Source organism: Streptomyces sp. adm13(2018) (genome assembly GCF_008042145.1).
In the GTDB taxonomy this organism is placed as follows: Bacteria; Actinomycetota; Actinomycetes; order Streptomycetales; family Streptomycetaceae; genus Streptomyces.
This window is the reverse complement of the sequence record NZ_RDBH01000061.1, coordinates 1-10,936: the sequence shown is the minus strand read 5'-3', so window position 1 is coordinate 10,936 and position 10,936 is coordinate 1. Positions and strand designations below refer to the sequence as shown.

The following is a 10,936-nucleotide window of genomic DNA, read 5'->3' as shown; positions in this document are numbered from 1 at the left end:
GGGAGACGCCCGCCCCCGAACCCGGCGCCCACGAACGCGTCCCCGGCGACGTGCGCATGGAGCTGCGCGGCCTGGGCCGCGCGTCCGTCCGCCTCGACTCCGCCGCCATGGACGAGATCATGGACTCGGCGATCGCCCGGTACGGACTGGTCACCGCGTGGGAGGAGGTGCTGGCGCCGGCGCTGCACGCCGTGGGGCGCAAGTGGGAGACCTCGGAGGACCGCTACGTCGAGGTGGAGCACTTGCTGTCCTGGCACGTCTCCACCGCACTGCGCCGGGTCGTCGGGCCGGTCCGCGCCGGGCCCGCGGAGGGGGGCACACGGCCGGTCCTGCTCGCCTGCGTGCCCCACGAGCAGCACACCCTCCCGCTGGAGGCGCTCGCCGCCGGGCTGGCCGAACTCGGCATCCGCACCCTGATGTTCGGGGGCGCCGTGCCGCCGGAGGCGCTCGATCAGGCGGTACGGCGGACCGGCCCCGCCGCGGTCGTGCTCTGGGCGCAGGCCCGCTCGACGGCGAACCACCCCCTGGCACGGCACGTGTCCGAGACCTCATGGGGCGTCAGGGGCGCCCGGTCCCGCACGGCGGTCCTCCTCACGGGCCCCGGCTGGGCGGGCCGGACGCTCGGCCCGGGCATGCTGCGTCCCACCGGCCTGCGGGAGGCCCTGTCCCTGCTGAGCGGGCTGTGCGCGGCCCCGCGCGCCGTGAAGGAACCCGCCGGGCGCGCCGGTTCCTGAGGGAGCCGGCCGGACGCCGCGCTTGTTCACGAAGCCCGCCCGGCCTCCGGTGTCAGGCGGCGTCCTCGTCCTGGCCTCGGGCGTGCCGGAAGCGGGCGAGGCCGTCGGCGAGGTCGACCATCGGCTCCGGGTAGTCGTAGCGGGCCCGCTCCCGCCCGGGCAGCTTCCAGGGGTCGTGCACCGCGGAACCCTCGATCCCGGCGAGTTCCGGCACCCATCGGCGTACGTACGCGCCGTCCGGGTCGTACCGCTTGCCCTGGGTCACCGGGTTGAGGACCCGGTTGGGGCGGGTGTCCGTGCCCGTACCGGCCATCCACTGCCAGTTGAGCTGGTTGTTGGCGACGTCGCCGTCGACGAGGAGGTCGAGGAAGTGCCGGGCCCCCTCCCGCCAGTCGATGTACAGCGTCTTGGTCAGGAACGAGGCGGCGAGCAGCCGTCCCCGGTTGTGCATCCAGCCCTCGTGGGCCAGCTGCCGCATCGCGGCGTCGACCACGGGGTAGCCGGTGCGGCCCTCGCGCCACGCCTGAAGGTCGGCCTCCGCCTCCTTCCCGCGCCTCCAGCGGTCGTTCCGGGTGCGGTAGTCGTCGGTGGAGGCGGCGGGGCGGGCGGCCAGCACCTGGTGGTGGAAGTCGCGCCAGCAGAGCTGGCGCACGAACGCCTCGGCGCCCGCCCCGCCCCGCGCGCGGGCCCGGTGGATCGTCTCGGACGCCGAGACGGCGCCGAAGTGGAGGTAGGGCGAGAGGCGGGACGTGGCGTCGCCCGCGAGGTCGTCGTGGCCGTCCCCGTAGGCGTCGACGCCCCGCGCCAGCCAGGCCGAGAGCAGCTTCCTGCCCTCCGTCTCGCCGCCCGCGGCGAGCCCCTCGGAGACGCCGCCGACGTCCGCCCGGGCCGGCAGGTCCTCCGAACGGACGCCCTGCGGCATCCGGACCACGCGCGGCGCCCCGAGCGGCTCGCGCAGCCGCTCCTGCACCCAGCGGCGGAAGTACGGGGTGAAGACGGCGTAGTGGTCCGAGCCGGCCGGGGTCACCGCGCCGGTGGGCAGCGCCGTGACCACGGCGTCGTGGACGTACAGGCGGCGCCCGTCCGCCTCCAGGGCATGGCGGAGCCGGTCCTCGCGGTGCCGGGCGAAGCCGCTGCACCCGGCCGCCATGTGGACGATGTCGGCGTCGGCCTCGCGCACCACGGCACACACCTCCTCGACCGGGTCGCCCGAGCGCACCACGAGCCGGCCGCCGCGCTCCCGCAGTCCCGCGTCGAGCGCGGCGAGGCAGTCCGCGAGGAACGCGTCCCGGTTCGGCGCGGTGCCGCCCACCCGGGCCACGGCCGGATCCCGGACGAACAGGGGGACGACCTCGCCTCCCCGGCCGAGCGCGGCGCGCAGCGGCGGATGGTCGTGGACACGGAGGTCCGAGGTGAAGAGGACGACCGAGACGTTCATGGGACCGCTCCTGGAGGGGATCGCCGACCGGCTCGGCGGGGCGCCGCTCCGGTGGTCGCTGTACGGGCGTGCCGGGTCATTCCGGCCTCGGAGGCGCTCCGGATGCGCCGGATCCGGGCGACTCGCCGGCCGGAAGCGGGCGCTTGTCCCCGGCGGTGGTTCCGGCGGGCTCGGGCTCCCCTGCCGTGCCCGCGGCTCCGGCGCGCTCGGCCTCGCTCGCCTCCGCCGTCATCGCGATGTTGCGGGCCATGCCGCCGAAGACCACGGCGTGGAAGGGGGCGACGCTCCACCAGTAGGCGTGGCCGGCCAGTCCGCGGGGGTGGAACAGGGCCCGCTGGCGGTAGCGGGCCGCCCCGTTCCCGTCGCTCTCGGCGTACATCTCCAGCCAGGCGAGCCCCGGGATCCGCATCTCGGCGCGCAGCCGCAGCAGCCGGCCGCGCTCGATCTCCTCCACCCGCCAGAAGTCCAGCGAGTCGCCCGCCCTCAGGTGGAGGGCGTCGCGCCGGCCCCGGCGCAGGCCGACACCGCCGACGAGCCGGTCCAGCCAGCCGCGGACGGCCCAGGCGAGGGGGAAGGAGTACCAGCCGTTCTCGCCGCCGATGCCCTCGACGACCCGCCACAGCGCCTCTGGCGAGGCGCCGACGGGGAGTTCGCGCTCGTCGGTGTAGAGGCTGCCGCCGGCCCAGTCGGGGTCGGTCGGCAAGGGGTCGCTCGGCGCGCCCGGAAGGGAGGCGGAGGACCAGCGGGTGGTCGTCTTGGCCTCGCGGACCCGCTGGAGCGCGAGGTCGAGCGCCTGCTCGAAGCGGAGCGGCGCGCCGGGCGGGTCGGGCACCCACTCGGCGATGTCGTGCTCGTGGCAGACGACCTCGTGGCGCAGCGACTCGGCGAGCGGGCGGGCGATCGACCGGGGCACCGGGGTGACCAGGCCGATCCAGTGGCTGGACAGGCGCGGGGTGAGCACCGGGACGGGGAAGATGAGCCGCCGGGGCAGTCCGGCGACGGAGGCGTAGCGGCGCATCATGCCGAGGTACGTGAGGACGTCGGGACCGCCGATGTCGAAGGCCCGGTTGACCTCGGCGGGCATGCGCGCGCTGCCGACCAGGTAGCGCAGGACGTCCCGGACGGCGATCGGCTGGATCCGGGTGCGGACCCAGCTCGGGGTGACCATCACGGGCAGGCGCTCGGTGAGGTAGCGGAGCATCTCGAAGGAGGCGGAGCCGGACCCGATGATGACGGCGGCGCGGAGGACCGTGGCGGGGACCCCGGACGCCAGGAAGATCTGTCCGACCTCGGCGCGGGAGCGCAGGTGCGGGGAGAGCTCCTCCTCGGGGACGCCGCGGGGGGTGAGTCCGCCCAGGTAGACGATGCGGCCGACGCCCGCGGTGCGGGCCCGCACGGCGAAGGTGCGGGCCGCGGCGCGGTCGGTGTGCTCGAAGCCGGGGCCGGCTCCCAGGGCGTGCACCAGGTAGTAGGCGACGTCGACGCCCTCGAAGGCGGGGCCGAGGGTGTCGGCGTCGGTGACGTCCCCCTGGACGATCTCCACCTCCCCGGCCCAGGGGTGGTCCCGCAGTTTCGCCGGGGTGCGGGCCAGGCACCGTACCCGGAAGCCCGCCTCCAGGAGTTCGGGGACGAGGCGGCCGCCGATGTAGCCGCTGGCACCGGTGACCAGGCACAGCGGTCCCGGTGTCTCGTGCCCTGACGCTTCGCTCATGGATCTGCTCCGTTCCGCTGTCGGGTGCCGCGCCCCCCACCGGCCGGGGGACGGGTATCCACCTGTTCTCTTCCACGGGTGCGGCCGCCTCGGATGCGCGGGCCCGGTTTCTATAGGCTGATCGTGTGTCCAGAACAGAGGAATCCGAGACCGGTGGGACCGCGGACGGGCGGACGCCGGGTGATGCGCACAGCTTCGCCCGCGCGCTGCGGCGGACGAACGGTGAGATCAATCGGCTGGTCCATGGTTTCGCGCTCGCGCAGGGACTGCATCCCACGGACGTGCAGGCGCTCTCGGTCGTGCTGGACAGTACGGAGCCGCTGACGCCCGGGCGGCTGCGGGAGCACCTGGGGCTGACCTCGGGGGCGGTCACGGCCTGTCTGGACCGGCTCGAACGGGCCGGGCACATCCGCCGCTCCCGGGAGAGCCCCGATCGCCGGGTCGTCCATGTGCACTACGAGGACGGGGCGCGGGCGGCCGCGCGGAGCTACTTCATGCCGCTGGCCCAGGCGGCGGAGCGGGCCCGGCTGCGGTTCGACGGGGAGGAGCTGGCCGCGGCCGTGCGCTTCCTGGACGCGCTGAACGAGGAACTGGGCGAGCTGACGGTCCCCCGGCGCTGACGTCGGCCCCGTCGCGCTCCGGCGGGATCCGCGGGATCGGCCGGGTCGCGACGGGGCCGGAGGACGGTGCCCCGCGGCGGGACGCCGCTACTTGGGCATCAGCACGGTGTCGATGATGTAGACCGTGGCGTTGGCGGTGGGCACGTTGCCGCAGACCACCTTCGCGGAGTCGTTGACCGTGAAGGACTCGCCGGAGCCCTCGGTGGTCAGCTTGCTCTTCTGGAGGGTCTCGAAGGAGCCGTTCTCCATCTGCTGCGGGGTCAGCTTCTGCCCGACCACGTGGTACGTGAGGATGTCCGTCAGCATCGCCTTGTCGGCGAGGACCTTGTCCAGGTCGGCCTTCGGGATCTTGGCGAAGGCGGCGTTGGTGGGCGCGAAGACAGTGATGTCCTTCGCGTTGTTCAGGGTGTCGACGAGCCCGGCCTGCTTGACGGCGGTGACCAGCGTGGACAGCTCGGGGTTGTTCGAGGCTGCCGTGGCGACCGGGTCGTCGGCCATCCCGGCGAGGGAACCCGCGCCGTCCTTCGGGATCGCGGCGCACCCGGGGCCGAACGGGCCGTCGGCCTTCGCGGCGGACGCGCTCGGCGAGGACGCCGACCCTCCGTCGCCCGCCTGGGCCGAGTAGGCGGTCAGGCCCAGTGGCAGCAGGATGGCGGCGGTCACGGCGACGGTGGCGCGACTGAAGGTCTGGGTGTTCATGATCGATCACTCCTAGCCTCGGGGCCGACCGGTCGGACCGGCCCTCACGAGTGATTCGGGGCGGGGCCGCGTCCGGATGCCCCTGATCGGCCGAATCAGTGACGAGGGCCGGTCGACCCGCCTCGGCGGACCGGGCTGTGCGAAAAAAGTCTCCGGCGCACCCGTCCGCCGGGCCGTCGGCTCCGAATCCCTCCCGTACTGATGTGATTCCTGGAGGAAACCGCCGGTGACAGAGAACGTGTGGATCGGCGACGTCCGGCCCGCGGCTCCGGACCTTCCCGAGCTGATGGGCCGGGTGGCGCTCGGCGACCAGCAGGCCTTCACGGCCGTGTTCGAAGCCGTTTCGGGCCCCGTGCTGGGCCTCGTCCGGACCGTGCTCAGGGACGCCGCACAGTCGGAGGAGGTCGCGCAGGAGGTGCTGGTCGAGGTGTGGCGCACGGCGGCCCGCTACGAGCCCGCGCGGGGGTCGGTGATGACCTGGGTCCTGATGCTGGCGCACCGCAGGGCCGTCGACCGGGTGCGTTCGGAGCAGGCGGCGTCGAACCGCGAGAAGCGGGCGGCGCTGCTGGACCACGCGGCGGCCTACGACGAGGTGGTGGAGCAGGTGGAGGGCCGGCTGGAGCGTGAGCAGGTCCGGCGCTGTCTGGGAGGTCTCACCGAACTGCAGCACCAGTCGGTGACCCTGGCGTACTACCGTGGCCTCACCTACCGCGAGGTCGCGGAACTGCTGGCCGTGCCGCTGGGGACCGTCAAGGCGCGGATGCGCGACGGTCTCATCCGGCTCAGGGACTGTCTGGGGGTGGGCGTGTGAACGCCGTGGATCCGCACCTGCTGACCGGCGCGTACGTGCTCGACGCGCTGGACGCCGAGGAGCACGAGACCGTCCGGCGCCATCTGGCCGGGTGCCCGTCCTGCGCGCAGGAGGTGCGCGAGTTCTCCGGGACGGTCGCCCGGCTCGGCGTCGCCGTCGCGGTGACGCCGACCGCCACGCTGCGGGCGAGCGTGCTGGAGCGGATCGCGACCGTACGCCAGGAGCCGCCGCCGACCGCGAAGGCGGCCGGTGCCCCGCGCCGGGTGCGCGGCTTCCGGCGGTGGTCGCACTGGGCGCTGGCGGCGTGTCTGGCCGGGGCGGTCGGGCTGGGCGGGGTCGCCGTCTGGCAGCACGGCGCGGCCCAGGACGCCCGGCAGGCGGCGGACCGTGCGCGACAGGCGAACGACGCCGTCGCCGAAGTCCTGGCGGCCCCGGACGCCGAGGTCTCCACCACACGGCTCGAAGGGGGCGCCGTGGGGACCGTCGTCGTCTCGTCGTCGCTCGACCGGGCCGTGTTCGCGGCCTCCGGGATGGCCCCGCCGCCGGCCGGCAAGGTCTACCAGCTCTGGTACGACGACGGCGGGAGCATGCGGTCCGCGGGGCTGATGGACCCCGGCGCCACCGCCGAGGCGACCCTGCTCGAAGGTCCCGTGCGGCAGGCGTCCGGAGTGGGCGTCACCGTCGAACCGGCCGGTGGTTCGCCGAGTCCGACCTCGGACCCTGTGGCGGTGCTGGCCCTCCCCCGGGCCTGAGCCTGCGCGGATCGCCGCGCGCACCCGGCCGGGTGCGCGCGGCGGTGGCCGGGGCGTGCGCGGCGCCGTACGACGCGGTCCCGGCGCGCCACGTGCGGGGCGCGCGCGGCACCGATCCGGCGTGCTCCCGGCACCGTACGGGGCACGCGCGGCGCCGATCCGGCGCGGGCCCGCCGGCCCGGGCGTCACGAGGTCGTGTCGGTCGGTCCCCGGTGTTCGCCCGGTGTGGCCAGCTCCTCCACGGCGCCCGCTCCGACGACCGCGCCCGTGGACCTCTTGCCCCGCCGCAGCCGTCCTTCGAGCCAGGAGGCGAAGCTGGTGAGGGCGAAGTTCAGGAGCACGAAGACGACCGCGACGACGGTGAAGCAGGCGATGGTGTTGGCCCCGTAGTTGGCGCTCATCGGGCGGACGGAGGCGAGGAGTTCGGAGAAGCCGAGCATGGCGCCGCCGAGCGCGGTGTCCTTGACGATGACGACGAGCTGGCTGACGAGCGCGGGCAGCATCGCCGTGACCGACTGCGGGAGGAGCACGGACGTCATCGTCTGGCCCTTGCGCATGCCGATGGCCTTCGCCGCGTCGGTCTGGCCGGTGGGGAGGGAGAGGATGCCGGCCCGGACGACCTCGGCGAGCACGGAGGCGTTGTAGAGGACGAGGCCGGTGACGACGGAGTACAGCGGGCGGGTGTCCGGGCTGATGTCGGTGAACTCGGAGTAGGCCGCGTTGGCGAAGAGCATCAGGATCAGGACGGGGATGGCGCGGAAGAACTCGACGACCGTGCCGGCGACGCCGCGGACGGCCCGGTGCTCGGACAGGCGCGAGACGCCGAGGAGGGCGCCGAGGGGCAGGGCGATCACCATGGCGAGGCCGGCGGCGATCACGGTGTTCTGGAGGGCGGGCAGGAGGTACGTCTCCCAGACGCGGGCGTCGGTGAAGAAGGGGGCCCACTTGGACCATTCGAGCTGGTTCTTCGCCGCCAGGCCGGCCAGGACCCACCACACGACGAGGGCGAGCGCGACCAGGAAGAGCAGGGTCCAGAGGAGGTTGCGGCGCCGGGCGCGGGGGCCGGGGACGTCGTAGAGCACGGTGGGCCGGGTCTTCACCGTCTCACCGCCACCTTCTTGGCCACCCAGCCGAGGAACAGGCCGGTGGGCAGGGTCAGGCAGATGAAGCCGACGGCGAAGATCCCGGAGATGAGGATGAGTTGGGCCTCGTTCTCGATCATCTCCCGCATCAGCAGGGCCGCTTCCGCGACCCCGATGGCGGCCGCCACCGTGGTGTTCTTGGTGAGGGCGATGAGGACGTTGGCGAGCGGGCCGACGACGGAGCGGAAGGCCTGCGGAAGCACGATGATGCGCAGGATCTGGGGGAAGCCGAGCCCGATGGCCCGGGCCGCCTCTACCTGGCCGAGGGGGACGGTGTTGATGCCGGAGCGCAGCGCCTCGCAGACGAAGGCGCTCGTGTACGCGATGAGGCCGAGGACGGCGAGGCGGAAGTTGATCGTGGTGAACCGGTCGGCGCCCATGCTGACGCCGAGCGTCTGGAAGAGGCCGAGCGAGGTGAAGACGATGATGACGGTGAGCGGGATGTTGCGGACGACGTTGACGTAGACGGTGCCGAAACCCCGCATGAGGGGGACGGGGCTGACGCGCATCGCCGCCAGCAGCGTCCCCCAGACGAGGGAGCCGATCGCCGAGTAGACGGTGAGCTGCACCGTCACCCAGAAGGCTCCGAGCAGGTCGTACCCCTGGAGGAAGTCGAACACGGCGGCCCGCTCACTTCACGATGACGCCGATCTCGGGGGCGGGTTCGTTCTGGTAGTTCGCCGGGCCGAAGTTCTTCTTCACCGCGGCGTCCCAGGAGCCGTCGGCGACCATCTTCTCCAGGGCCGTGTTGATCTTGGCCTTGAGTTCGCTGCCCTTCTGGACGCCGATGCCGTAGTTCTCGTTGCTCATCTTGAAGCCGCCGAGCTTGAACTTGTCCTTGAACTGGCTCTGCGCGGCGTACCCGGCGAGGATCGAGTCGTCGGTGGTGACGGCGTCGATGACGCCGTTCTCCAGTCCGGTCAGGCACTCGGAGTAGCCGCCGTACTCCTGGAGCTGGGCGTCGGGCGCCAGCTTCTCCTTGACGTTCTGCGCGGAGGTGGAGCCGGTGACCGAGCAGAGCCGCTTGTCGTTCAGGTCGGAGGGCTTCTTGATGGAGTCGTCGTCGGCCCGGATCAGGACGTCCTGGTGGGCCAGGAGGTAGGGGCCGGCGAAGTCGACCTTGGCCGCGCGTTCGTCGTTGATGGAGTACGAGGCCGCGATGAAGTCGACGTCACCGCGCTGGAGCAGCGTCTCGCGGTCCGCGCTCTTGGCCTCCTTCCAGACGATGTCGGACGGGTCGTGGCCCAGCTCCTTGGCGATGTAGGTGGCCACGTCGACGTCGAAGCCGGTGTAGGTGCCGTCCGGGGTCTTGAGGCCGATGCCGGGCTGGTCGTACTTGATGCCGACGGTGATCTCGTCCTCGCCGTGGTCGCGTGGCACGGCGCCGGTCGCACCGTTGGCGAATCCTGCGGAGGTGAGGGAGAGGACGACGGCCGCGGCGGCGGCCACACCGGCCTTGCCGGCCCTGCCGGTCCTGGCGGTCCTGGCGGTCTTCCCACCGGTCCTGGTCGCGTTCATGAGGATCACCCCTGGGGGCTGCTGGTCGGGCGGCGACCCCGCCGTGTCGTGCGGTGCCGCGGCGTCAGTGGTGAAGGATCTTGGACAGGAAGTCCTTGGCACGGTCGCTGCGCGGGTTGCTGAAGAACTCGTCCGGGGTGGTCTCCTCGACGATCGCGCCGTCGGCCATGAAGACGACGCGGTTGGCGGCGGACCGGGCGAAGCCCATCTCATGGGTGACGACGACCATCGTCATGCCGTCCCGGGCGAGTTGCTGCATGACTTCCAGGACCTCGTTGATCATCTCGGGGTCGAGCGCGGAGGTCGGCTCGTCGAAGAGCATCACCTTCGGATCCATGGCGAGGGCGCGGGCGATCGCCACGCGCTGTTGCTGGCCGCCGGAGAGCTGGGCCGGGTACTTCTCCGCCTGCGAGGCGACCCCGACCCGGTCGAGGAGGGCGCGGGCGCGTTCCTCGGCCGCCTTCCGGTCCTTCTTGCGCACCTTGATCTGGCCCAGGGTGACGTTGCCGAGCACGGTCTTGTGCGCGAAGAGGTTGAAGGACTGGAAGACCATGCCGACGTCGGCGCGCAGGGCCGCGAGCTCGCGGCCCTCGGCGGGCAGGGGGCGTCCGTCCACGACGATCTCGCCGGCGTCGACGGTCTCCAGGCGGTTGATCGCCCGGCAGAGCGTGGACTTTCCCGATCCGGACGGCCCGATCACGACCACGACCTCGCCGCGGTGGATCGTGAGGTCGATGGACCGCAGCACGTGCAGCGTGCCGAAGTGCTTGTCGACCCCGCGCAGCACGACGAGCGCATCGCCGCCCTCCGGGACGCCGCCTTCCGGGACGGGCATGGCACCCTCCTGGCTCACGCCCCCCGCTTGCCGCTCCCTCTCCCGTTCATGCTCCGCCCTCCGTCCGGTACCCGCACGCCGGAGGGGCGCGACACCCGGTGCGGGAGCGGCCTCCCGGCGGCGTCCGCGCGCGAGGGGGCGGGCTGGCGGACACTGGGGGTGGGAGCCGAGTGCGCGAGGAGGGTCCGCCATGAGCAGTGCCGCACCCAAGGTCAGCACGTTGCCGCCGGAGCACCGGGAGCGTCTGATGGCCTTCGCCGAGGACGTGTACTTCGATTCCGGTCACCGGCTGTTCGAGGAGCAGCAGCACGCCGACCGGTTCTGGATCGTGAAGACGGGCGCCGTGACCCTGGACGCGAGGGTGCCGGGGCGCGGGGCCCCGGTGATCGAGACCCTGCACCACGGCGAGCTGGTGGGACTCTCGTGGCTGTTCCCGCCGTACCTCTGCCAGTCGGGCGCGGAGGCGATGACACCGGTCCGCGCCCACGAGTTCAACGCTCCGGCCGTACGCTCGATGTGCCGCTCGGACACGGAGTTCGGGTCCTCCGTCACGTTCTGGGTGGGCTCGATCCTGGCCCACCGCCTCCAGGTGACCCGGGTCCGCCTCCTGGACCTGTACGCACCGCACGGGAGCGGCATCATGGCGTGAGGGGCGGCCTGCGGGGGCCTCGGGGGC

Annotated in this window: 12 protein-coding genes; 5 read left to right on the top strand and 7 right to left on the bottom strand. The window is 73.1% G+C overall.

What is annotated here, in order from left to right; all coding sequences use genetic code 11:
- Positions 1-734, top strand: a 734-nt coding sequence (locus tag EAO70_RS05405; RefSeq protein WP_148001878.1) for a B12-binding domain-containing protein, incomplete at its 5' end; no start/stop codon positions are given.
- Positions 735-786: 52 nt separating this feature from the next.
- Here EAO70_RS05405 and EAO70_RS05400 read toward each other — a convergent pair.
- Positions 787-2,172, bottom strand: coding sequence for a cryptochrome/photolyase family protein (locus EAO70_RS05400; RefSeq protein ID WP_148001862.1), 1,386 nt, complete (start codon positions 2,170-2,172; stop codon positions 787-789).
- Positions 2,173-2,248: 76 nt separating this feature from the next.
- Positions 2,249-3,883, bottom strand: a complete 1,635-nt coding sequence (locus EAO70_RS05395) for an SDR family oxidoreductase (protein WP_261992679.1) — start codon at positions 3,881-3,883, stop codon at positions 2,249-2,251.
- A gap of 125 nt (positions 3,884-4,008) precedes the next feature.
- Between EAO70_RS05395 and EAO70_RS05390 the strand changes: the two genes are divergently transcribed.
- Positions 4,009-4,503, top strand: a complete 495-nt coding sequence (locus EAO70_RS05390) for a MarR family winged helix-turn-helix transcriptional regulator (protein WP_148001861.1) — start codon at positions 4,009-4,011, stop codon at positions 4,501-4,503.
- Positions 4,504-4,590: 87 nt separating this feature from the next.
- Here EAO70_RS05390 and EAO70_RS05385 read toward each other — a convergent pair whose 3' ends face one another.
- Positions 4,591-5,202, bottom strand: coding sequence for a fasciclin domain-containing protein (locus tag EAO70_RS05385; RefSeq protein WP_148001860.1), 612 nt, complete (start codon positions 5,200-5,202; stop codon positions 4,591-4,593).
- Between the two features lie 226 nt (positions 5,203-5,428).
- Between EAO70_RS05385 and EAO70_RS05380 the strand changes: the two genes are divergently transcribed.
- Together EAO70_RS05380 and EAO70_RS05375 are read left to right on the top strand one after the other, a co-directional pair.
- The gene (locus tag EAO70_RS05380; RefSeq protein ID WP_261992678.1) at positions 5,429-6,013 is read left to right on the top strand and encodes a sigma-70 family RNA polymerase sigma factor; all 585 of its coding nucleotides are present in this window, start codon (positions 5,429-5,431) and stop codon (positions 6,011-6,013) included.
- Positions 6,010-6,765, top strand: a complete 756-nt coding sequence (locus EAO70_RS05375; protein WP_148001859.1) for an anti-sigma factor domain-containing protein — start codon at positions 6,010-6,012, stop codon at positions 6,763-6,765. The genes EAO70_RS05380 and EAO70_RS05375 overlap by 4 nt, the downstream gene beginning before the upstream one ends.
- A 185-nt stretch (positions 6,766-6,950) precedes the next feature.
- Here EAO70_RS05375 and EAO70_RS05370 read toward each other — a convergent pair whose 3' ends face one another.
- The 4 genes from EAO70_RS05370 to EAO70_RS05355 form a co-directional block, all read right to left on the bottom strand.
- Entirely contained in the window at positions 6,951-7,865 is a 915-nt protein-coding gene (locus tag EAO70_RS05370) for an amino acid ABC transporter permease (protein ID WP_148001858.1), read from the bottom strand.
- Entirely contained in the window at positions 7,862-8,527 is a 666-nt protein-coding gene (locus tag EAO70_RS05365) for an amino acid ABC transporter permease (protein WP_148001857.1), read from the bottom strand. Before EAO70_RS05365 ends, EAO70_RS05370 begins: the two co-directional genes overlap by 4 nt.
- A gap of 10 nt (positions 8,528-8,537) precedes the next feature.
- Entirely contained in the window at positions 8,538-9,425 is an 888-nt protein-coding gene (locus tag EAO70_RS05360) for a glutamate ABC transporter substrate-binding protein (RefSeq protein ID WP_148001856.1), read from the bottom strand.
- Between the two features lie 64 nt (positions 9,426-9,489).
- Positions 9,490-10,260, bottom strand: coding sequence for an amino acid ABC transporter ATP-binding protein (locus EAO70_RS05355; protein WP_148001855.1), 771 nt, complete (start codon positions 10,258-10,260; stop codon positions 9,490-9,492).
- Positions 10,261-10,450: 190 nt separating this feature from the next.
- Here EAO70_RS05355 and EAO70_RS05350 point away from each other — a divergent pair, with 190 nt between their 5' ends.
- On the top strand, positions 10,451-10,909 hold the full coding sequence (locus tag EAO70_RS05350) for a Crp/Fnr family transcriptional regulator (protein WP_148001854.1): 459 nt from the start codon (positions 10,451-10,453) through the stop codon (positions 10,907-10,909).
- The last annotated feature ends 27 nt before the right edge of the window (positions 10,910-10,936 follow it).

What these genes read in the sequence shown, in the direction of transcription:
- EAO70_RS05400 (WP_148001862.1), bottom strand. Translation starts at nt 2,172, where the DNA reads ATGAACGTCTCGGTCGTCCTCTTCACCTCGGACCTCCGTGTCCACGAC.
- EAO70_RS05395 (WP_261992679.1), bottom strand. Translation starts at nt 3,883, where the DNA reads ATGAGCGAAGCGTCAGGGCACGAGACACCGGGACCGCTGTGCCTGGTC.
- EAO70_RS05385 (WP_148001860.1), bottom strand. Translation starts at nt 5,202, where the DNA reads ATGAACACCCAGACCTTCAGTCGCGCCACCGTCGCCGTGACCGCCGCC.
- EAO70_RS05360 (WP_148001856.1), bottom strand. Translation starts at nt 9,425, where the DNA reads ATGAACGCGACCAGGACCGGTGGGAAGACCGCCAGGACCGCCAGGACC.
- EAO70_RS05355 (WP_148001855.1), bottom strand. Translation starts at nt 10,260, where the DNA reads ATGCCCGTCCCGGAAGGCGGCGTCCCGGAGGGCGGCGATGCGCTCGTC.
- EAO70_RS05350 (WP_148001854.1), top strand. Translation starts at nt 10,451, where the DNA reads ATGAGCAGTGCCGCACCCAAGGTCAGCACGTTGCCGCCGGAGCACCGG.